This is a genomic window from Parabacteroides sp. KHUB-01 (assembly GCF_056640935.1).
In genome coordinates this window covers 2415975-2439971 of sequence record NZ_CM153256.1, presented here as the reverse complement: position 1 = coordinate 2439971, position 23997 = coordinate 2415975, and the positions used below count along the sequence as shown (strand labels likewise).

The window sequence follows — 23997 nt, the reverse complement described above, 5'->3', positions numbered from 1 at the left end:
GGACAAGAGGACGAGTTGACGAGTTGACAAGTTGACAAGGCAACAGGAAATAATGTATTCCTCCTTGACTTCTTGACTCCAATTAAACTGAGTTAACCATGCCCTCATTCCTAAAGCCGTCCCCTCGTCCACTTAAAAGAGTTCCTCCTCCATCTCTATTCCTACCCCATTAACAAAGTCATACAACGTCAGACTTCTTATATTGTAAAAATATCTCCAATAGTAATACAATTCCTCGATATGCTTCTGCTTGGCATTGTCTTTCGAATCCCTGGCATCATTCAACTCAAGAATATCAATCTTGCCAACCATGAAAGTTTCTATCGAAGTCAAATATCTTTTCTCAGCCAGAGAATCAACCTCCGAAGCAATCTCCAGCTGTGCCGCCTGATTGTTGAAATTCTCAACCAAAAGGAAAATATTCTGGTTGAATGTCATTTCCTCCTGACGGATTTTCGAAAGCTCGGTTTCACGGTTCGATTCCGCAACACGCACTTTCCCCTTTCGTTTTCCCCAATCAAGAATAGGTATGGAAACTCCCACCTCAACAATCTGGTTATTCTTTAGAGGATTGTATGCTCCTGCAAACATACGGTCCTTTCCCGTATATCCAACAGATGCGAACAAATTTATGCTCCTTCGTTCGCCTTTCGCTGTTGCTACTGCATAATCTGCCTCAAGCTGGCGGCGCATTATATTTTTCGAAAACGAGTTATTGTCTCTCGCCTTTTCCAGCACACTGTTATATTCCATCCTTATTCCCGGAACAACTTCCGGCACTACGGGTTCAATAGTAACATCCTCACCTATTGCAAGAAACGAGCGCAACTGAAACATCATGGAGTTGAAATTGGAGCGAGCCTCTGTAACCTTACCCTTTGCCTGCAAAGCCGACTGTTTGAGTTGCATAAGATCCACTTCCGAAATATGTCCGATTTTACGCTTTGCGATAGCGATTTCATAAAGTTTCTCTGCATTCTCCAAGTTCTGAAGGCAAATATCCAAATTATCTTTGGCAAGAAGAAGGTTGAAATAATGCGTTATTGTAGTTATCGTAACCTCTTCCATACTTTCCAGATATTCCGCCTTTGCTTCTTCATAACGCACCGGCTCAATACGGCGTTGCCATTTCTGGTTGTTCACACCGAATATCGGCTGATTAAGTGTCAGTCCCACCGGAACACTCATAAACTCATTATATGCACCTGTTCCCAATTGGCGGGTGAAGTCGAGAGACGTATTCAAGGAAATCTTACCTCCTGTCAGCGCAATATTCTGCTCAATTGATAACTCTCCGTTCAATCCCAGTACATTGTTCTGCACATAAGTGTAAGAACCGTCAGACTGCTGATATTTGGAATATTGCTTGCTGTAAGAAGGCAATGTTCCTTTGAATATTATTTCCGGAAGCTGCTCAGCCTTATAAGTTCGAAACTCCCAATACGAAGTTTTCATCTTATTTATCGCAACCGCCGCATCAAGCGACTGTGTTCTTGCCTGGCGTATCGCATCCTCAAGCGTCAGCTTCACAACATAGTTTTCCGGTTCGGCAGCGACAGCTGCAACTGCTGCCGACATATAAATCATACATAACATTATAAACCGTTTCATATCCGTCTTTAATTTTTACACGGATAACAGCAAACAATGTGCCACAATCATAACTACGTGATTTACTGAGGTAAGCAAAAAGCAAGGTGTTCAATATCGGACACTTTTTTCCGATTTCGAACATTGTTTTAGTAAAGATAATAATTGCATCCGAATCCATCTAAAATTTGGTTCGGAAGAAAATCAAATTACTTTCGGAAGAAAATACAATTTGTTCCGAAAGAAAATTCAGTTGGATTCGGAAGTATTTTGCTATTATTTACGGATGGATTTTCAGAGATTGACAAACTCCCATGGACTTTCATCAATTTAGGTGGAAGTTATAATAGAGTTTAACAAGATATATTATTAAGGCTTTCAGCCTTGATTGATGTACCTAAATTGACGAAGTACAAAAAAACACTGTATATTACCGTAAAAAAGATAACGATGTTTCAAAAAAAAGGTAACGATGTTTTTCCAGAAACCTCGTTACCTTTTTTGAATATCAATTATTCTGCCCTCAACGCATCCGAAGGAGCAACTTTTGACGCCCTATATGCCGGATACCAAACACCAAGGATTATTATCACAGCCAGAACCAGCCAAGTAATAACCGAAACTTCAACAAAACGCAGCAACGGCGACTCTGCCGAAGATGCAGAAACTATATCCGCATAAACCAAATTTCCGCATATAAACAATGCCGGTAAAGATGCTATCAACAAGAGAAGCAAACTCTCAACCACGGTGAAGAGCATTAGTCCTCCTCTGGACGAACCCATCGCCATGCGCAATCCCAGTTCTTCCTTGCGCCTGCTCACACGGAACCAGAACGAACCGATTACGGCAAGGAACACATTAACCAATAGGAATATCATAACAGACGATATTACCTGCTGTCCGCTGGAGTTGGAAGTTTTTTCAAGGTATTTCTCACGTATATCATTATAACTCTGAATGCTGGAAACCCAGAAATTACCCGCCCGCAATTGCTGGCGCATCTCTTTCATAAAGCGTTTTTCAAAACCAGCTTTATTGACATTCGGACGTATGCGGAATGTTATCTGTATATTCATGCATGTACTTTCCGGAATATCTCCTTGCGTCAATGCATCCATCCGAGCAAACCAAGCATAAGGCATATTATCATTATATTCATCACTGCGGACAGGCTCAGTAAGGGCAATTATTTTCATAGTATCCTTATCGCTCACCAACTCTTCACCCAAAACATTTGTACGATTGAAAAAATCATACGCCAGATTTGATGATATAATCAGACCAGGTTTTTCAATCAGACTAGCCAGCTCATCAGGCGAACCGCCATTTGCCGTATGTATATCGAACACCCGGAAATAATCAGGGTTAACATTATATTGACGTACATTCCAGTATTCAATACTGTCTTTTCGCAAACCTCGTACACTCATGGATGAAATATATGGCAACGAATACATTGACAAACCTACAGCCTCAACATCAGGGTGCCGTCTGATTCTATCAACGATAATATCAAAATTCTGCTTTGGCTCTTCACTTTCTTTAGGATATACAATGAACGAAGGTGAATCTTCTGACTTAATTGAAAGAGCCACTTTATATACACGGTCAGTGTTGAAACCGACAGGGCGATTGAACAAAGTTCGTTGCGTAATATAATAATCCGTCATTACCCACAAAGCAACAAACACTACCATCAACTCAGCCAGTATCCACAAGTTACTGCGGAATTGCGCCTGTATAATTTTCAAAATATGTTTTATCATACGTTTCTAGAGTTTATGAGTTTGTTTTTCATTTATTCAATGCACTTACTATGTTCGACCTTATTGCGTTCCAAACAGGGACCATAGACGAAAGCAGATTCAACAACAGACACACTGCTGCAGCATACAGGAATACCTGCCAGTTCATAAGCATTCCGGCAGACAATGTTATCACATCTGATTCTTCCGTTATAAACTGTTGGTAACTGTTTGCCAGCAATATATTCTTATACATATCCACCAATCCATAAGAGAACAATAAACCGGCAAGACTTCCAGGAATCATAAGTACCAAATTTTCCACGAATATCTGTGTAAATAATGTTCCACGTGGAGCACCAAAAGCCTTACGAATACCTATTTCTGACATTCGGTCCTGGATATGCGAAGCGTTAAGTCCGGAAATATTCAAAGCCGGAACAAGCAAGAAAAGCAAAAGCAAAAGAGCAATTGCAAGATATGCCTTTGAGCTGCTCACTCCCATTACAGAAAGAGTTGTAGGTTTGATTTTAGGATCAATAACCTTTCCTCCTACCAATGTAGTATTATATTTTTTCACTGCTTCCTCAAGTTCTGCCTGTACAGCTGTAATGTCATTATTATCCCGGAGCAAAATATTTGCCTGTAATTTACCTACTGTATTTTCTCTTTCATCTACGGATTCAGCTATGACATTCGACATTGATGTATAAGGCATCCATGCTTGCGAATATGTATGTTCCAAAGTGGCAGATACATCTTCCACTACACCACACACACGGTATTCCACCTCATTCAACATCACAGTTTGTCCAACAACATCTTCACGACCAAATAAATTTCTAGCCATTGAACGGCAAAGAACAACTGTTCTCAATCCGGATTCAAAATCAGACTCAGCGAAAGGCTTGCCATAAATGAAATGAAATTCATAAACTTTCCAGAAATCGGCATTACACCCCATATATATGATTTTCGTTTCATTATCATTACCTGCAACTGAAGCGAACATTTCTCCTCCCTGGAAATATTGATATATTGGAGAAGTTGTTATAGCGATAGCTTCCGGTTTTTTCAATGTTAGAACCACATCTTTTACATAACATATGCCCAACGAACTACTGTACGAACCATCCCCTTCACTATATTTATATATGACAAAATCCAAATAGCACATTCTGTCGCGATGCACTTCCGGTGCAATATTAGCCGTGCGGATATGATAAACCACAGCCAGCACCATCACCATCGAGATTGCCAGTCCGGTTCCGATGATATATACGGCACTGAAGAAACGGTTCTGTTTCATCAGGTGCCAGGCTTGTTTAAAATAGAGATACATTTTGAGTTTATGAGTTTTTAAGTTTATTAGTTTATTAGTTAACAAGTTGACAAGGCTACAGGGAATAAGGTTTTCCTTCTTGACTACTTGACTCTGTTCCAAGGGATTTGCAATCCGTTGGTTCAATCAGGCGGATTTATAATCCTTAATTTATATCCATTGGATTGCAAATCTAATGGAACGGAAGTTTTATCCTTATCTCTGATGCCTTGCTCCCTTATCTACTCGTTACCTTGCAACCTATTCATCTTTCAACGCTTCCGAAGGAGCAACCTTTGACGCCCTGTATGCCGGATACCACACGCCGAGGACAATTATCACTGCCAGAGCGAGCCATGTAATAACCGACACCACAATAAAGCGTAGCAGCGGCGACTCTGCCGAAGATGCCGGAATAACATCGGCATACACAATATTGGCACATATCAGCATAGCCGGCAGCGATGCTATCAGCAAGAGCAGCAGACTCTCTGTCACAATGTAGAGCATAAGTCCGCTACGTGTCGAACCCATTGCCATGCGTAATCCCAATTCTTCCTTACGTCTGCTAACACGAAACCAGAACGAACCGATTACGGCAAGGAACACATTAACCAAAAGGAAGAGCATTACAGACGAAATGATTTGCTGACCATTGGAGTTTGAATTTCTCTCCATATATATATCACGTATATCGTTATAACACTCCACATCCGAAACCCAGAAGTTTCCTGCTTGCAGGTTCAAACGCATCTCTTTCATGAAACGTTCCTCAAAACCTGCTTTCTCCACATTCGGACGGATACGGAATGTTATCTCTGTATACATGCAAGTTTCCTCGTTGAGAATCTCGCTCCTTGTCCTGTCAAGAAGTTCGAACCATGCGTAGTTAAATTCCCGGTTATATTCGTCATTACGTACCGGTTCAGTAACGGCAACGATTTTCATCGTGTCTTGTTCACATACCAGCTCCTCACCAACAACATTTGTTCTTCCGAAAAACGCCTCTGCCATATCAGCAGACATGACCAAGCCGGGATTTACAATCCTCTGCGCCAATTCGTCGGGAGAACCACCAGCCGCAGGTGTTATGCCAAACACTCTGAAATAGTCCGGACTGACCTGGAACTGGCGAATCTCATGCAATATGCTGTCTCGTCTCAATTGCCAAGTAATCTTGCTCACTGTATATGGCAAAGAATTTGATGAAAGGCACACAGCCTCCACATCAGGATGTTGCCTTATACGCTCAGCTATACGTTCAAGGTTACGTTCCGGTTCCTCGCTTCCCTCAGGATAATTTATGAACTGCGGAGAGTCTGCCGGTCTTCTTGAAAGTGAAACATTATACACGCGGTCTATGTCAAATCCTACAGGTTGACGATACAAGGTGTATTGTCTGATGAAATAGTCTGTCATAACCCACAAGGCAACAAATACCACCATCAACTCAGCCAATATCCACATATTACTACGGAATTGCGCCCTTATTATTTTAAAAACATGTTTTATCATACTTTCATGAGTTTACCAGTTGTATTTTCACTTATTCAATGAGCTTACAATATCAGCCTTCAGAGCGTTCCAAACCGGAACCATTGATGAGAGCAGATTCAACAGCAAGCAGACTACTGTGGCATAGAGGAACACTTGCCAGTTCAATAACATCCCGGCAGATAAAGTAATGGGCTCCAAATTTCCTGAAACGAAATTCTGATAGCTGTTGGCAAGCAACATGTTCTTATACATAGCTACCAATCCGTAAGAAAACATAAGACCTGCAAGACTACCTGGAAACATCAATAGCAAATTCTCCACAAATATCTGTGTAAACAGAGTCCAACGAGGCGCGCCAAAAGCCTTACGAATACCTATCTCAGCCATACGGTCCTGGATGTGCGACGCGTTCAGCCCCGAAATATTCAAAGCCGGGACAAGAAGGAAAAGCAGTAACAAGACTACAATCGCAAAATATGCATCCGAAAGCTTCACGCCCATAACAGTAAATGACGACGACTCGATACCAGCTTCCTTCACCTGTCCTTCCACCAATGTGGTGTTATATCGTTTGACAGCTTCATCAAATTCTGCTTTAAGTACAGGAAAATCTTTCTTGTTCTGAAGCAACGCATATGCCATTAGTTTTCCAACAGTAGCAGCCCGTTCTCCTCCGGATTCATCCATAATACCAGACATTGACGTATAAGGAATCCACAGCTGTGCATAAGTACTTTCCATAGTACCTGAGACATCTTCCACCACTCCGCAGATGTGGTATTCCACTTCGTTCAGTTGCAAAGTTTCTCCTACGACATCTTCTTTGCCGAAAAGTTGCCTTGCCAATGAGCGGCAAACTACAGCAGTTCTCACCCCGGACTCGAAGTCGGACTCGCCGAAGGGCTTTCCGTAGATAAAGTCGAAATCGAATACTTTCCAAAATCCGTCGTTACAGCCCAAATACAGAACCTTGGGTTGCCTGTCATTTCCTGGAACGAATGCAAACATCTCTCCACCCTGAATAAACTGGAATATCGGATCAGTTGTGACTGCAATTGCTTCCGGAGTTTTCAACTTCAAAATAACCTCTTTAACATAGCGTACTCCCAAAGAACTGCTCCACCTGCCTTTGTTTTCATTATAATAATAAGCGACATTAGCCATATACGCCATTCTGTCGCGATGCGTCTCCGGCGCTATATTAGCCGTGCGTATATGATAAACCACAGCCAGCACCATCACCATCGAGATTGCCAGTCCGGTTCCGATGATATATACGGCACTGAAGAAACGGTTCTGTTTCATCAGGTGCCAGGCTTGTTTGAAATAGAGATACATTTTGAGTTTATGAGTTTTTAAGTTTGTTAGTTTATTAGTTGACAAGTTGACAAGGCTACAGGAAATAAGGTTTTCCTTCTTGACTACTTGACTATGTTCCAACGGATTTGCAATCCGTTGGTTCAATTAGGCGGATTTATAATCCGCATTACAGGTAAGGATTACAAATCCTTAATTTATATCCATTGGATTGCAAATCCAATGGGAACGGAAGTTTTATCCTTATATCTGAAGCCTTGTTTCCTTGTCAACTCGTTACCTTGCAACCTATTCATCTTTCAACGCATCCGTCGGATTCAACCGTGCTGCCTGACGTGCAGGGAACGATATACCTGTAATTATCATTATAAGAAGCAGAAGCAGGGTTATAATGAAACTATGGGCGAAACGGTCCCACAATGAAAGGTCCTTCATTGATGTCTGCACAAGAATATCCAAATGTGCCATATTCATATATACCAATGCAGCAGGCAAAGCAGCCACAACAAGCAGGATAACACCCTCAGTCACCAGCCAGGAAAAGACTTCGGACCGTGAAGCGCCTACTGCCATGCGCAGACCTATCTCAGGAATTCTCTGACGGGAGCGGAACCAGAATGTTCCGACTATACCCAGCAACACATTAAACAAAAGGAATAATATACCTGTTGAATAAAGTCTTATATTATCAAAAGCTGAACGCAGAATTTCCTCACGATAATAACTCATCGGAGTAACATCGGAAAGATATATGTTTCCTAACCTCAGTTGTTGCTCCATATCTTTCCTGAACTGCTGCATAAGAGCAGGCTTATCTGCCGAAGGCTTCATACGCACAAACAGGTTTATAGTTCCTGAAAGTATTTCAATTCCATATTTATTCAATTCATCCCGTCCGCCAAGATTACGGTAATAAGCATAATCAAATGAAGAAAACTCATGGTAGCGTTGGAACTCGCAGACTTCGCCTATGCGATAGGCTGTACTGTCAGTACTACCCTGGTCCGTAATCCAAATTTCTTTCCCTCGTCCTTCAAGCGGACTGCCATAATAAGCCTTTGCCACTGTAGAAGTGACTACAATTCCATTATTCTCCAAAGTCTTCTCAAGCTTTTCCCATGACTCACCGTCTGCGGTCTTCACTTTGAAAACACGGAAATACGAGGGATCCACATCTCTCACAAAGCCGTAACGCTTTATGCCATTGCCGTGGAAAGTGGCAAATTGATTGAAGTACATATAATGGAAATGATTGTTTGAAGTATAACCCACAGATTCCACACGCGAGTCCTTTTCCAAACGGTCTAAGATTGTGAAGAAATCATCCATTCCATTTGTGGTATGCACAGCTGTAGTATCATAATCCGCACTGTTTTGAGGGACAACGCCAAGCCATACTTTATATACATGTGAGATATCAAAGCCCAACGGCTGTTTGTATTCCTTATATTTCACATACAGATAGTCCGAGGCATACAGCAGGCATATAAAAACTACCAGCAGTTCCAGAAAGATAAGCAAATTGGCTTTCCTTTCGTTCCACATTTGTTGTATTATTGATTTTATCATACCATTAACTGTTTAAAGCTTCGGAGATTTGCTGCCGTGTAGATTTCCATGCAGGGAATGCAGCCGAAAGCAGATTTAACAATAAGCAAAGAATAAATACAGCTACAAACACCCAGATGTTAACCATCTGTAGCGAGAGTTCTTCCTGTCCCAAAGATGTAATCATCAGCCAGTCGCCCATGCTGGCAAGGGCAGCGTAAGAGAATACAAAACCTAACGCTCCACCTATTAAAGTCACCAGCAAATTCTCAAGCACGACTTGAAGCATTATTATCTTTCTGGTCGCTCCATAAGCTTGTCGCAATGCGTATTCCGGAATGCGTTTCCTTGTCCATGCAAAGATTATTCCTGAAATATTCAGTGCTGGCACTAATAGAATGATAAAAGCGACAATAAAAAGACGCATGAAAACGCTTAAAAGTGACTCATTATTTCCGTCTCCTATTATCCAACTTTCAATATGAGATACTGGCTGATTCATAATATTAGCACGGATATCTGAAAGACCGGAATTGTAATTAGCAATACGCTTATTCAGTTCAGTACGTAAATCATCCGGACTGCAGCCGTCCTTCAAAAGCATATAACATTCGAAAGCGCCGGTGATACCTTCCCAGTTTTCGTACAAATCCGTTCCTGATGTATAAGGAATCCACACATCCGCAAATGCTTTGTCAGCAAAACGTGAGATGTTCTTCACCACTCCGCTCACACGATAAACCAGATAATTTATCTTTATTTCTTTTCCTACAACCTGTTCATTCCCGAATATAGCATGAGCAACCTTATCACTGATTACGACTTCGGGAAGTCCACTTTCAAAAGCAGCTTCAGAATATGGTTTTCCGGCAACGAACTCAAAATCGTATAAACGCCAGAAATCCGTGTCGGTTTCCAATACAGATGCATTGAAGGAATTCCTTCCATCCATCGATAATAAAGTCTGTTTTTGCCATTTGTCACGCACAACGGCTGTAACCAATTCTGCGGATTCCAAAGGATAAAAACACTCCTTGATAAAGGGCAAGCCTAAAGTTGCAAACGAAATCCGTCGTCCGTCATCCTTTCCTTCAACTTTCACATACGTTACATAATATGTATCAGCACGGTGCGTTTCCGGTTTGAATGACGCAGTGTTGGCTATAAACAAAATGACAAAAACCATAATCATACATACAGCTACAGCTGTTCCCAATATGGAAAGCGATGCCGCCAGTTTGTTTTGCCCAATGAGGCGCCACGACTGTTTGATATGTTGGTTGATGTTGGGCATATGATTTGAGTTTTTGAGTTTATTAGTTTTTAAGTTTTTGAGGGGACAAGGGGACGAGTTGACAAGGCATCAGGAAAAAATCTGAAGCCTTGTTACCTTGTCAACTTGTCTCTCACTCCACCTGTCTTCCATCAAAGAAGCTGACAATCCTTGAGGTTTGTTTTGCCTGGTTCTCATTGTGAGTCACCATCACAATTGTACGTCCGTCTTCTTTGTTCAGCTTATGAAGTATTTCCATTACCTCAGCTCCCATCTTTGAATCCAAATTACCGGTAGGCTCGTCGGCAAGTATTATTTCCGGATTACCGATGATAGCACGGGCAATAGCAACACGTTGGCACTGACCACCTGAAAGCTGTGTTGGGAAGTGACGCATACGATGTGACAAGCCGACTTTCTCAAGCACCGCAACAGCAGCTTCACGGCGTTCTTTCGCCGATACATTCGGACGATAAAGAAGCGGAAGTTCCACATTATCCAGAACATTCAGAGAATTTATAAGATGGAACGACTGGAACACAAAGCCTAATGTTTTGTTTCGGAAAGCGGCAAGCTGTTTGTCGTTCATCGAAGCTGTCTGCACTCCGGCTATTTCTACTGTTCCGCTTGTCGGTTGGTCAAGAAGTCCCATTATATTTAGCAATGTTGACTTGCCGCAACCTGATGGTCCCATGATACTTAGGAATTCACCTTTTTCCACTGTCAGATTTACATTTTCCAATGCAACTGTTTCAATCTCTTTTGTTCGATATACTTTCTCGAGGTTTCTTAATGTAATCATATTTTTAAGTTTTTGAGTTTATTAGTTTTTGAGTTTATTAGTTGACAAGTTAACAAGTTGACGAGTTGACAAGTTGACAAGGGAATAATCTTGTATCTGAAACCTTGTCAACTTGTTACCTCGTTAACTTGTTCCTCTTCTATTCATAATGAAGCGTCTCAGCCGGATTCATCCTCATTATCTTCCGTGCCGGAATGCGTATTCCAAAATAAATCATACTACCCATCAACAAGTATGATACAGATACAGTTATAAGGAAACGCCACCATGTATATTCCAACCTGTATGTATCAGGCATATCAAGATAAAGCATGTTTATCAGGAATATAAGCAGGAAAGGAAGAGTAAGGGCAAGAAGGATGACTCCTTCCATGAACAGTTCTTTCTGCAATTGCCTTTTGGAAGCTCCTAAAGCGGCACGAAGCCCTATTTCCGCTCTACGTGATTGTGTTCGCAACCAGAATGTACCGACAATTCCAAAGAATATATTTACCAACATGAAAGCTACCATTGCGATTTTCTTCTTCTGATTGTCCAAACGTGGTTTCAATCTTTCGGAGCGATATTCGCTGATGGGTTTCATTGTTGAAACATACACATCACCTGCTTGCAAACGGTCACCCTGCGCCTGTAGGAAAGCATTCATATTTTCAAGATTAAATCCGTCTTTCATCCTAAGTACGCATTCTACATAATAAATACTGTTATCAGATATAAGATCCAGAATTTCCTGTTCCGTCTTCAAACATGTCAAATAATGTCCTCTGGCTTTATCAAACTCCATTTCACGCATAGGTTGCATCACTGCCGTAATTTGCTTAGGATTATCTTCAACCCCCTGTTTCACCATCTTACCCACAGCATCTGATGTACCGAATAAACCTTCTACTACATTCTCCGGTATAATCAATGTTCCAGGATTATTCATAACCTCATTATATAGAGGTTTACCATCAGGTGTTTGCAGTCTGAACACACGGCAATAATCAGGAGCAGCCAAATACCATCTCCATATATCCGGATTATATGTTGTGTCGTCAGTCAATATCAAACCATTTCTATATCTACGATAAAATGTATAAGGTGTAGCACCGGAAGATAAACTTACCGCCTCAACTTCCGGGCAATGACGCAAATTATCGATCAAACGAAGTAAATTCTCTGAATCTGTCTTGTTATCCTGTAATGAATCTGGTAATGAAGATGTATATTCTTTATTAAATTCGACACTATACGTATTAGTTATATCATATCCCAGAGGTTGCTGATAAGTATAAGTATCAACCAACAAAGAATCTGCCATCACCCACAAAATGGCTGTCACCAACAGCAACTCAAGGAATATCCAAATATTCCCGCTTCGCTGGTTCCAAATTATAGTAAAAAGATGCTTTATCATATTAGTTTATTTTATCGTTATTTATTTGTTTCCTCACCATTCTTCAGCGCATCACAAATTGGTTTGCGTGAAATCCACCATGCAGGTAAACCCGCCGACAGAAAATTTATCAACATACAGAAAAGTAATGCAAGAATAAATGCCTCCGGACGGAATAGCATCTCTGCACGAAGAGCTGTATCACTTGATTTCAGAAGAAAATCCTTACATAATGGGAACAATGCCCAAGAGAGACACAAGCCAAACATTCCACCAATCAAAGACATAACTCCATTCTCATACAACACCTGAGAAACTATTTTCCCACTTGTCGCACCAAAAGCTTTACGTACGCCTATCTCTGCCTGACGTTTGCGTATAGAGGATTGTGTAACTCCAAGTAAATTAAGAACAGGTACAAGCAGCAGAAAAAGCATAGCGCCACCTGTTTCCAACCAATAATCTTTCCATTTAACATAAGCCTGCCCTACCGACCCCATAGCTTTGTCCCATTGGGTAATCGGATTCTCAAAGAACGAAATCTTATAATTTTCTTTTGTAGCATTATAACGGGCAATCTGCTGGTCCAATTCTTTACGGATGGAATCAAAGTCACTTGATTTCTTTGCCAAAAGAATTACACTGAAACGTCCTGACAGATTCTCCAACTCACGAGATTGTTCCAACAAAGGCCATGCCGTATAAGGAAACCAAACATCCGCATAAGCAGACGAAGCAGCCTTACTTACATTCTCAACAACTCCGCAAATACGGCCTATACCGGCATTGAGCTTTATTTCTTTACCGACTACATCTACTGTTCCGAATAATTCCTTTGCCATCCATTCAGTAACGACTACTTGTCTGATACCTGAAGAAAAATCCGCTTCAGTAAAAGGTGCTCCTTTTATGAAATTGAATGAAAATATTTTCCAGAAATTAGTATCTACCATTTTAACGGTGTACGCTTTATAATTACGTTTGTCTAAAGTTGATACTGGTTCTGTTCCATGAGCATAAGCCGTTACAGCTTCCGGTGTCTTCAATGAATAGAAGCATTCTCGAACTGCTTCATCTGACATATTTCCGTTATTTCGTGAACCTTCACTTTCCACACAGGTTCCGTCTTCCACAAACAACATCCTGTCACGATGTTCTTCTGGATAATAATTAGCCACCTGTACCTGCAACACCAGCACCACCATCATAATCATCGTGATGGAAATTGCCGTTCCTATAATAGAGATTGAGCTTACCAGCCGGTTCTCTTTCAGCATTTGAAATGCCTGTTTGATGTATTGTTTAAACATTTTGAGTTTTTGAGTTTGTAAGTTTTTTAAGTTTATTAGTTGATGACTTAACAAGTTGACAAGGGAATAATCTTGTATCTGAAGCCTTGTTCACTTGTTAACTGAATTGACGAGGAGTACGATTCACATCGTCTCCTCGTCCGATAGTGAATCCTTATTCATTCATCATCACATTATTCATCTAATTTCATTTTTCTCTTATTCTTATAGTTACTCATATCCGATACAACAACCTGATCTCCGGGTTCAAGTCCGCTGACGACTTCCACCAGTTCATAGTTGCTGTCACCCAACTGGACTTTCCGTTTCAACAATTCGTTTCCGGAACGTACAAACAACTCATATTCACCCGGACCTACATAATAACTTCCGTTAGCAATACGCTTGACTGCATCTTTAACGGCAGTCAATACATACACGTCTGTTTTCAAACCGGAACGTAGTCGTTTATGATTATCCTGCTCCAGACGGACCGAGAAAGCCATCACACCATTCTTTGATAATGGAGTTATATCTGTAACCACTCCTTCAAGTTCGTCTTTTCCTATCTTAACTATTGCACGGCTACCTGCGGCAATTCGGTCTCCGTATGTATCTGCAATCTCTCCCTCAATCTTAAAATGTGACAAGTCTGACACTACAGCCACCTTCTCTCCCTGAGCTACCTGCGCACCGATTTCCGTATTAACATAAGTAAGGATTGCCTTTCTAGGAGCTTTAATACGTGCGTCATCAAGTGTACGTTTGGTCTCTTCAAGATTCTTGCGTGCTATGTTAAGCTCCAATTGTTTCACTTTCAAATCCGCATCAGCAGTAGCCTGTTCATTTATATATTTTTGTTCGTCTTCTTCCAGTTTCAGTTTACTGACATTATAATCAAGTTCCACCTGACGCACTTTATCTGTAGTTCCCGCTCCAAGACTGTCAAGATATTGTTCATTCTTAAGTTCAACAGCCTTACGGCTTAGTTCCATCCTTGAAACCTTCAATTGCATTTCCATCTCCGAAAGTTTACTTTTGTTCTGTATTCGGAGCTGCTCAAGTTTCAATTGGTTCATCTGCACTTCGTCGAGCTGTTTTTTGTAATCATTCTCTGCACTTAGCAAGTCCAGGCGCAGAATAGGAGTTCCAATATCTACAGAATCACCACCTTTTTTATACACCTCAAGTATTCTGGAATTAATAGGAGAATTTATTATTTCCTCGAAAGCCGGAACCACTTTTCCGGAAGCACTAACTGAAACATCTATGCTTCCTTCATCCACAACGGAAAACACCAAATCCTTAGCCTGCAAACTCTGCTGCATAAAATTCATTATACCGACAACAGCAAGAATTCCGGCAAGCAAAGCTCCTCCCCATTTTATCCATATTTTCCTTTGTTCACGAACACGTTGTTCTTTTGATATTTCGCGATCCATATATTTTTAAGTTTTTGAGTTTTTAAGTTTTTGAGTTTATTTTTCAACACAGAAAAAAGAGAACCCAGAAATTTTGTTTTCAATTTTTAATTTTCAATTTCCAAGAATTCTCTACTCCTTCTTTTACAAATCCTATGCCAAAAACATAACTAATTGGAATACAATATACGTGAAATAACAAGTGTCCGTTTTCGAACACTAATAATGTTCGTTTTCGGTTATCGTTTTACCACAAAGCATATCTGGCAAATTTTTCTTTCTCCTACAAAGGAAAAAACAAACTCGCTTCTGCCAAAGTTCCATGCTCCACCTTTTGGACCGAAAAGGACGTGACGCACAAAAGGAATAAGCAAAAGTTTATATATCTTCTAAAACAAAAGAAAAAGCCCAGAAGCCTATTCCGACTTCCGGGCCTTTATATTGTTATCTTCTCTATTAAAATCAATTACTTCAACAAGAACTTATAACCAAACGAGAGACCAAAGAAAGTAGCATTCTCATCCAGCAACAAAGTCTGGTAAGCATTGATCCCGCCGTACCACCTTCTGTATTCAAGTCCAATCTCGGCGGAAAGGCCAAAATCATACGCCATACCCAACTGGGCATATGGCCCAACATTTAGACGCAAGCGGCTTTCCTGTACCGGAATGCGGTAAGAAGCATAAACAGGTATATGCAAAACTGCCACATCTTCGCCGGACATTTGGGTGGCAAAAAATGAGATTCCCGGATTAATATAAAATTTATCCGTAACCGGGAATGCAGCCATTCCGCCCAAATTATAACCCACACTCATATCGCCGTCGAATGTCGTAAGCAAGGAAGTACCGACACGAGGTTCGAACTCGATGCTCTTCGTCTGTGCGAAGGTTAAAGCGGTACTTAAACAAGTAATCAGTAATAAGAACAGTTTCTTCATTAAAATGAATTTATTTACAATCTTCATATCCTTGTTTTTTTAAATTACAGCTGCAAAAAAAGCCCTACATTCCGAACCTACAAAAGGAATCAGCGTTTTAAAGGTAGACAGATAGTATTAAGAATATTTTATGTATCAATCATTTACAATCCGATAAAAATTAAAAGGTAGACAATATCCGGAAAAACAAAGCGAGAATCAGCAACTTAGGATAAAGCTTGGGAATGGCGGGCCAGATAAAGGTAAACCTTCTCTTCCATCCGGTTGATTCCTAATTTCTGGCGGATACGGTTATGGTATTTCTTGGGTGTGCCGGCTTCTACAGCCAATAGGATAGCCTCCTGTTTATCTTCCAAACGGAAGAAAGATAAATATGCGTATTTCTTCTCAGTAAGAGTCAAACCGTGCCGACTTAAAACAGCATCCAGACTCGGATACAAGGAATCAAGGAGCTTGTAGATGGCATTCCAATCTTTTTCCGTCAAAGCTGTTTGCTTTTGAGGATCGGCGGCTTTGCACATTTTTTTATATATGGTCGAATTTTCTACCAGATAAATACACTGCTGTTGATACTGTATGCGAAGCTTACGGCTATGTTCCAACAGACGGTTATATTCTTGTTCGTCTTGAAGTTTTTGTTTCAACTGTTCGTTCAACTCCTGGATTTCTTTCTGCAAGGAATGTTGCGCTTCTATCTTTTCCTGCAAATCCTGTTCTTGTTGGATAATACGGCGGCTTTTCCGGTTCATCTGATATAAATGAGTAATAATCACAAGAATGACGACAAAAACCATACAGACAAAAACACCTTTGTAACGTTCTTGTTCCTTATACAAACGAATATTTTCCTTAACCATCAGCTTCCGGTCGAACAATGTTTTCGCCTTGTCCAAGTTCGATTTCCTCAATCCAATAATGTAAGATTCGGTAGAATCGACATATTGCTTCATATATGAAAGAGCTTTAGCAGAATTACCTTTCTTTTCCTCCAATTCTGCAAAATGGTGAAGCAAATCAATATGCGTAGCCCGATTCTCTGTAGGCTTTTGCGCTTCTCGAAAACAATGCTCCGCTTGTGAAAAACTATCGGTATTCAAATACAAATATCCCAAAGCTGCATACGTAGGTGACGCATGCCGAGAACACCAAGCAATGGATTTATAAAAGCAACGCTTAGCTGATTCGTAATCTCCCTGCATCAAGTACACATTCCCGAATCCATTATAAACAGTGGAAATATCAGAAGAATCCCCCACTTCGACGATAACATCGTAAGCCAGGCTCATATAGTTCAAAGCCTGTTCAAACGAATCCAACGCCGCATATTCCCGTCCTACATACCTGAGCGAAAAGCCGAAACGTTTGCGGTCACCAGCTTTTCTGAAATACTCGGCAGTTTCCAAATATTCATTCTTAGCCAAATTATAATTGACTTGATTATGATAAATCCGGGCAATATAATCCGAAGCCATCCCAGCCATTTTGTAATCTTTTTCTTCCAAGCTTTTCTGTTCCGCTTCCAAAAAGGCTTGCAGAGCTGGAGAATACAAGCGTTCCTCAGATAACGAACGCCCCCAGTAATACAACATAAGTGCTTGTTCCTTTACGCTACCATGTTTGGCTAAATACATACAAGCCCGATCCAAATCATCCAGATAAGGCAACGGAGTATGAATTGTATCCGACAAATATCCCACCATCATACACCAACGAGAAACAAACCGGGAATTTAAAGATTCCGGATGCTTAACACTATCCAACACCTCATAAGCCCCATGCGGGTTGGACTGTAACAAGGATTCGGCCCGATCCATAAGACGGATAGCCTCGCGCTCACTCTCCGACAGACAACCGGACATCAAACATATGCACAGCAAGATAAGAACCGAATACACCAACCTCATACCAAATGGAACTGCTTATTGTTTTTAACGAAAAACAAATATAGTGAAAGTCGAAAGCAGAAAAAAATAAGCTTGCTTGATTTTTTGCTGAGACGAATCCTATATTATCTAAATATATAGAAAGATATTACCTCCCCAACATATTCACCTTAACTACTTAACTCCTACAAAAAAGGAGGCCCAGCACAAAGCCAGGCCTCTTTACAAAAATATCTAAGACAATAATATTAGTCTTTCAATTTAGCTTTCAAGAACTCACGGTTCAAGCGAGCGATGTTGCTAACAGAAATGTTCTTAGGACATTCCATTTCGCAAGCACGAGTGTTAGTACAGTTACCGAAACCAAGTTCGTCCATTTTAGCAACCATTGCCTTAGCACGGCGAGCAGCTTCAACACGACCCTGTGGCAACAATGCCAACTGGCTTACTTTAGCAGAAACGAACAACATAGCTGAACCATTCTTACATGCAGCAGCACAAGCACCACAACCGATACAAGCAGCAGCATCCATTGCCAAGTCAGCATCTTTCTTAGGAATTGGAATTGCATTAGCATCAGGAACACCACCTGTGTTTACAGATACGAAACCACCAGCCTGCATGATTTTATCATAAGCAGAACGGTCAACCATCAAGTCGCGGATTACAGGGAAACCTGCAGAACGCCACGGTTCGATAGTAATAGTTTCGCCATCATGGAAACGACGCATATACAACTGACAAGTTGTTGCACCTGTTGCAGGTCCATGAGGATGACCGTTTACATACAATGAACACATACCGCAGATACCTTCACGGCAGTCGTGATCGAATACAATTGGTTCTTTTCCTTCGCTAACCAAACGCTCATTCAAAATGTCCAACATTTCCAAGAAAGAAACACTCTGATTGATTTTGTCGATTTGGTAAGTCTCGAACTGTCCTTTTTCTTTAGGACCTCTTTGACGCCAAACTTTAAGCGTTACTTTTATATCTTTGTCCATACTTTTTTAGTTTTTAAGTTTTTTAGTTTATTAGTTTTTAAGTTTTACTGTTATTGAGTTTTTAAGTTCTATAAAACTTATAAACTTACAAACTTACTTTTTGTAATTACGTGTCTGAGGAACCACAAACTCATAGTTCAAATCTTCCTTGAGCATAACAGGATCTTTGTCTTCACCCTGATATTCCCAACAAGCTACATACATGAACTTGTCGTCGTGGCGCAATGCTTCACCTTCTTCAGTCTGGTGTTCTGTACGGAAGTGACCACCACAAGATTCAGCACGGTTCAAAGCATCACGAGCCATCAAAGTACCGATTTCGATAAAGTCAGCCAAACGCAAAGCTTTTTCCAATTCGACATTCAAGTTTTCTGGATCACCAGGAACATATACATTGCTCCAGAATTCCTTCTTCAAGTCTTTCAACATTTCGATAGCTTCCTGCAAACCTTTTTCATCACGAGCCATACCAATATGTTCCCACATGATATGACCAAGTTTGCGGTGGATTGAATCTACAGATTCTTTACCCTTGATGCTCATCAACTTCTGGATACGAGCCTTGATAGCTTTTTCAGCTTCAACAAATTCCGGAAGGTCTGTGCTGAAACGAGGAACCTGAATCTGGTCTGCAAGATAGTTCTGGATTGTATATGGCAATACGAAGTAACCGTCAGCCAATCCCTGCATCAATGCAGATGCACCCAAACGGTTAGCACCGTGGTCAGAGAAGTTAGCTTCACCAATAGCGAACAAACCAGGAATAGAAGTCTGCAATTCATAGTCAACCCAAAGACCACCCATTGAATAGTGCAATGCAGGATAGATCATCATTGGAGTTTCATATGGATCATCGTTGGTAATTTCTTCGTACATATCGAACAAGTTACCATATTTCTGTTTAACCACATCCTTACCAAGACGTTTGATAGCGTCAGAGAAGTCAAGGAATACAGCCAAACCTGTGTTGTTTACACCGAAACCAGCGTCACAACGTTCTTTTGCAGCACGTGATGCAACGTCACGAGGAACCAAGTTACCGAATGCAGGATAACGGCGTTCCAAGTAGTAGTCACGGTCTTCTTCAGGAATATCTTTACCTTTCTTAGTTCCAGCCTGCAATGCTTTTGCATCTTCAAGTTTCTTAGGAACCCAGATACGACCATCGTTACGCAAAGATTCTGACATCAAAGTCAATTTTGACTGATAGTCACCTTTAACAGGGATACAAGTTGGGTGAATCTGAACCATACATGGGTTTGCGAAGTATGCACCTTTCTTGTAGCACTGCCATGCTGCAGAACCGTTTGATGCCATAGCGTTTGTTGACAAGAAGAATGTATTTACATAACCACCTGTTGCAACAACTACTGCGTGAGCAGCATAACGTTCGATAGCACCTGTAACCAAGTTACGAGCGATGATACCACGAGCACGACCGTCAACTTTAACAACGTCCAACATTTCGTGACGAGTATACATCTTAACTTTACCCAAACCAATCTGGCGGCTCAATGCAGAATAAGCACCCAAAAGCAACTGCTGACCGGTCTGACCGCGGGCATAGAACGTACGCGATACCTGAGCACCACCAAATGAACGGTTATCCAACAAACCACCATATTCACGAGCAAAAGGAACACCCTGAGCTACGCACTGGTCGATGATAGAATTTGACACTTCAGCCAAACGATATACGTTTGCTTCACGTGCACGGTAGTCACCACCCTTGATTGTATCGTAGAACAAACGGTAAACTGAGTCACCATCATTCTGATAGTTCTTAGCAGCATTGATACCACCCTGTGCAGCAATTGAGTGAGCACGACGTGGAGAGTCCTGAATACAGAAGTTCAACACGTTGAATCCCATTTCTGCCAATGATGCAGCAGCTGAAGCACCAGCCAAACCTGTACCAACAACGATGATATCCAAACGGCGTTTATTTGCCGGGTTCACCAATTTCTGGTGATCTTTATAATTTTTCCACTTCTCAGCCAAAGGGCCCTGAGGGATTTTTGAATTTATCTGAGTCATATAATTTATTTTTAAGTTTATCAGTTGACAAGTTGACGAGTTAACAAGATTATCAACCTTGTATCTTGTTTACTGTTGCCTTGTCTACTTTAATTTTACGCTCCTACTCCATTCAAATAGAATATAATTGTAATCACAGCAAATGCACCGCAGATGATTGTAGCAACCCATTTAGAGATGCATTCCCAACGGTTCAACCAAATTGTGTTGCTCCAACCCAAAGTGTGGATTGCTGACCAGAAACCGTGTGTCAAGTGGAACCACAATGCTGCATACCATACCAAATAAAGTACAGTGATTACAATGTTACCCTGGAAGTAATAGTTGATGAATGCTGCACCGTCCTGAGGAGAAACCATAGCAGAACCAAGAGCCACTTCGTGATGGCCGATCAATTCAGCGAACATCATCTTATACCAGAACTGTGAGAAGTGAAGAACCATGAAAAGAATCACGATCAAACCCAACACGAACATGTTCTGTGATGCCCATTCAACGCCTTTCGGACGTGAGTTCAATGCATAACGGTCATTACCGCGAGCCTTACGGTTCTGCACTGTAAGCAACCATGCATAAACAAAGTGAACAACTACACCTGCAGCCAAAACCAATGTTGCAGCCACAGCATACCAGTTTGCTCCCAACAAAGAACATACCAAGTTGTATGCTTCTCCTGAAAATACTGCCGCAATGTTCATCGACAGGTGGAACAATAAAAACAGAATAAGGAAGAGACCGGAAATACTCATTACCAGTTTCCTTCCAATAGAAGAATTAAGTAACCACATAAGATAATAAATTAAGTTATTTAATTGTGTTAAAAAATTATCAGACACAATACGTTTAATAAATGCAAAGGTATGCTAAATCTAGAATTCAAGCAATAGAATAAAGAAATATTTCTTTAAATGAGGTCAAACTTTTAACAAGTAAGATGTTCAGGAAAAAACAAGTTCATTATTCTGTTTTTTTTATAACTTGCACTGTTTTTTCAGTATTAATTAATAATTATCAAAGATGAAAACACTCATACACGAAAATCAGGAATTGATTGATTCTATAATCAGAAAATGTGATATCTGTTTTGTTGGCATGGCTGATACCGACGGAACGCCATATGTTATTCCTATGAATTTCGGATACGAGGACGGAGTGGTATATCTTCATTCCGCTCAGGAAGGACGCAGCATTTCCATACTTTCCCGAAATCCAAGGGTTTGCATAACATTCAGCACCGACCACGAACTTATTTTCCAGCATCCCGAAGTTGCGTGCAGTTACCGCATGCGTTCAAAAAGTGTAATCAGCTGGGGGAAGGTTGAATATGAAGAGGATTTCGACAAAAAAGAAGAAGCCCTCAACATTATAATGAAGCAGTATTCGGACAAAGAATTCAAATATGGAGCTCCTGCTGTACGTAACGTAAAAATCTGGAAAGTAAAACTCGACGAAGTTACTTGTAAGGAATTCGGAGCTCCTCACAAAAAATAATATCAGGAAATAAACAGACAAGAGAGGCAAGAGAACAAGGTGAAATTACTTCCGAATGTAATTTCATTTTCTTCCGAAACAAATGCATTTTTCTTCCGAAAGGAATTTTGTTTTCTTTCGGAAGAAATTCAAGTTACATTCGGATATAAAAAAACACGGAGAAACGAATCTCATATTTCAACGTTTCTCCGCGTCATAATTGCTGACTAGCAATATTTTATAAGCGTACGCTTTTATACTTTATTCTTGATTATCATCACTTCAATAATGGAAACAGCCGTTTTTTCAGGTATTTCCAATGCTTGTGCAAGTTCATTAATTACATTTTTCTCTTCGTCTTCGATCACACCGTCTGCCAACGCAATATCAACCGCACATGCAAATGCTGTAAGTTTCAAATCATCAGTCAATGCTTCTGCTGAAGATTTCACCAATGCACCAACACCTTTATTTTTCAGTATTTTGAAAAGCTTGTCAAAAAGTTTATCAAAAGCAGGACCTGAAAAGTTATCATAAATTCTCAATCTACGGATATAATTTACAATACCATCCCACTCAGAAACAGCAATACTACCATCTGCTCCAGCTATAGCTACAGCTATTCCGGCAAAAGCTTCCTGCTGGGTAAGCTTTGTATCTTCAGATACTGACTGAAAAATCTTATCAAATAATCCCATAACAGTAATTTTAGATGTTAAACAATATATTGGTTTTTATTTCAATTCCATTACATCAAAGATAACAAATAAATCATGTAAATCAAACGGTGTAATAATAATTTATTATGTATGTCATAAGGCGTAACGGTAACCTATATAAATAATACAACATTAAGGCAGGATAATGACCGGAAAACCTAACAAGCCTTTCTCCTGGTAAATTTTCATACTACTTCCCTTTATCGCATTATATTTGTCTCTTGAAATTATAAGAGTCTTTGTCAGACCATCTTCGAATGTAATTTCCAAATAATATCTTTTTACTTTTTCCTTTTTATAATGATGTCTTCCTGTTTTGTTACGTCGTTCATGTTCTTGGGAATATTTCGTTACCGACACATTTACCTCTTGCCGGCTATCCACATCTCTGAATCTGTAATTACATATAATAAACAGCATATAACTTACTACTCCAACACATATTATATGACATGTTATTCCAATAAATCTGTTTGTGATACCAAAGAACTGACTCCATGATTTATAAAGAGACAATGTCAATACTGCAGGAACAAGAGCTACCAACACCGGCAACCACCATTCAATCAATGTATATTTATAAAACACATATCCTACACCTCCTGAAAGGATTACCAAAATACAGATCAAAACACAAATTACAGTAAGATAAGACTCTTTCATGCTTATATTTATTACACTATTATTCAGATGACAAGATACAAGTTGACGAGTTGACAAAGAATATATATTAACATCCTTGCCAACTCGTCTCTATAGC

19 protein-coding genes are annotated in these 23997 nt (G+C 40.3%); 1 reads left to right on the top strand and 18 read right to left on the bottom strand.

Features of this window, described 5'->3' with window-relative positions:
* Positions 1 to 132: 132 nt before the first annotated feature.
* From ACYIAR_RS10470 to ACYIAR_RS10395, 16 genes are all read right to left on the bottom strand, one after another.
* Positions 133 to 1611, bottom strand: coding sequence for a TolC family protein (locus ACYIAR_RS10470; protein ID WP_480329516.1), 1479 nt, complete (start codon positions 1609 to 1611; stop codon positions 133 to 135).
* Between the two features lie 491 nt (positions 1612 to 2102).
* Positions 2103 to 3359, bottom strand: a complete 1257-nt coding sequence (locus ACYIAR_RS10465) for an ABC transporter permease (protein WP_480329515.1) — start codon at positions 3357 to 3359, stop codon at positions 2103 to 2105.
* A gap of 28 nt (positions 3360 to 3387) precedes the next feature.
* Positions 3388 to 4647 carry an ABC transporter permease gene (locus ACYIAR_RS10460; protein WP_480329514.1) on the bottom strand — a complete coding sequence of 420 codons (1260 nt, stop codon included), beginning with the start codon at positions 4645 to 4647 and terminating at the stop codon, positions 3388 to 3390.
* Positions 4648 to 4920: 273 nt separating this feature from the next.
* Positions 4921 to 6174: an ABC transporter permease gene (locus ACYIAR_RS10455; RefSeq protein ID WP_480329513.1), complete on the bottom strand. Its 1254-nt coding sequence runs from the start codon at positions 6172 to 6174 to the stop codon at positions 4921 to 4923.
* Positions 6175 to 6201: 27 nt separating this feature from the next.
* Positions 6202 to 7461 (bottom strand): ABC transporter permease, encoded by a 1260-nt coding sequence (locus tag ACYIAR_RS10450; protein ID WP_480329512.1) that lies wholly within the window; start codon positions 7459 to 7461, stop codon positions 6202 to 6204.
* A gap of 300 nt (positions 7462 to 7761) precedes the next feature.
* Positions 7762 to 9042, bottom strand: a complete 1281-nt coding sequence (locus ACYIAR_RS10445; protein ID WP_480329510.1) for an ABC transporter permease — start codon at positions 9040 to 9042, stop codon at positions 7762 to 7764.
* A 4-nt stretch (positions 9043 to 9046) separates the two neighbouring features.
* A complete protein-coding gene (locus ACYIAR_RS10440) occupies positions 9047 to 10315 on the bottom strand; it encodes an ABC transporter permease (protein ID WP_480329508.1) in 1269 nt (422 codons plus the stop codon).
* Between the two features lie 112 nt (positions 10316 to 10427).
* Complete coding sequence (locus ACYIAR_RS10435; RefSeq protein WP_480329506.1) at positions 10428 to 11096, bottom strand: ABC transporter ATP-binding protein; 669 nt, start codon at positions 11094 to 11096, stop codon at positions 10428 to 10430.
* A 139-nt stretch (positions 11097 to 11235) separates the two neighbouring features.
* Entirely contained in the window at positions 11236 to 12495 is a 1260-nt protein-coding gene (locus ACYIAR_RS10430) for an ABC transporter permease (protein ID WP_480329504.1), read from the bottom strand.
* 17 nt (positions 12496 to 12512) lie between these two features.
* A complete protein-coding gene (locus tag ACYIAR_RS10425) occupies positions 12513 to 13751 on the bottom strand; it encodes an ABC transporter permease (RefSeq protein WP_480329502.1) in 1239 nt (412 codons plus the stop codon).
* A 206-nt stretch (positions 13752 to 13957) separates the two neighbouring features.
* Positions 13958 to 15205 carry an efflux RND transporter periplasmic adaptor subunit gene (locus tag ACYIAR_RS10420; protein WP_480329500.1) on the bottom strand — a complete coding sequence of 416 codons (1248 nt, stop codon included), beginning with the start codon at positions 15203 to 15205 and terminating at the stop codon, positions 13958 to 13960.
* Between the two features lie 445 nt (positions 15206 to 15650).
* Entirely contained in the window at positions 15651 to 16124 is a 474-nt protein-coding gene (locus tag ACYIAR_RS10415; RefSeq protein WP_480329498.1) for a hypothetical protein, read from the bottom strand.
* A gap of 206 nt (positions 16125 to 16330) precedes the next feature.
* Complete coding sequence (locus tag ACYIAR_RS10410; RefSeq protein WP_480329496.1) at positions 16331 to 18028, bottom strand: tetratricopeptide repeat protein; 1698 nt, start codon at positions 18026 to 18028, stop codon at positions 16331 to 16333.
* 227 nt (positions 18029 to 18255) lie between these two features.
* Positions 18256 to 19011 carry a succinate dehydrogenase/fumarate reductase iron-sulfur subunit gene (locus ACYIAR_RS10405; protein WP_480329494.1) on the bottom strand — a complete coding sequence of 252 codons (756 nt, stop codon included), beginning with the start codon at positions 19009 to 19011 and terminating at the stop codon, positions 18256 to 18258.
* Positions 19012 to 19104: 93 nt separating this feature from the next.
* The gene (locus ACYIAR_RS10400) at positions 19105 to 21048 is read right to left on the bottom strand and encodes a fumarate reductase/succinate dehydrogenase flavoprotein subunit (protein ID WP_480329492.1); all 1944 of its coding nucleotides are present in this window, start codon (positions 21046 to 21048) and stop codon (positions 19105 to 19107) included.
* Between the two features lie 95 nt (positions 21049 to 21143).
* Entirely contained in the window at positions 21144 to 21836 is a 693-nt protein-coding gene (locus ACYIAR_RS10395) for a succinate dehydrogenase/fumarate reductase cytochrome b subunit (RefSeq protein ID WP_480329490.1), read from the bottom strand.
* Between the two features lie 229 nt (positions 21837 to 22065).
* Here ACYIAR_RS10395 and ACYIAR_RS10390 point away from each other — a divergent pair, with 229 nt between their 5' ends.
* The gene (locus ACYIAR_RS10390; RefSeq protein WP_480329488.1) at positions 22066 to 22539 is read left to right on the top strand and encodes a pyridoxamine 5'-phosphate oxidase family protein; all 474 of its coding nucleotides are present in this window, start codon (positions 22066 to 22068) and stop codon (positions 22537 to 22539) included.
* 233 nt (positions 22540 to 22772) lie between these two features.
* Here ACYIAR_RS10390 and ACYIAR_RS10385 read toward each other — a convergent pair whose 3' ends face one another.
* Both ACYIAR_RS10385 and ACYIAR_RS10380 read right to left on the bottom strand, forming a co-directional pair.
* Positions 22773 to 23216 (bottom strand): tellurite resistance TerB family protein, encoded by a 444-nt coding sequence (locus ACYIAR_RS10385; RefSeq protein WP_480329486.1) that lies wholly within the window; start codon positions 23214 to 23216, stop codon positions 22773 to 22775.
* A gap of 153 nt (positions 23217 to 23369) precedes the next feature.
* Positions 23370 to 23900 carry a hypothetical protein gene (locus tag ACYIAR_RS10380; RefSeq protein WP_480329484.1) on the bottom strand — a complete coding sequence of 177 codons (531 nt, stop codon included), beginning with the start codon at positions 23898 to 23900 and terminating at the stop codon, positions 23370 to 23372.
* Positions 23901 to 23997: the final 97 nt, after the last annotated feature.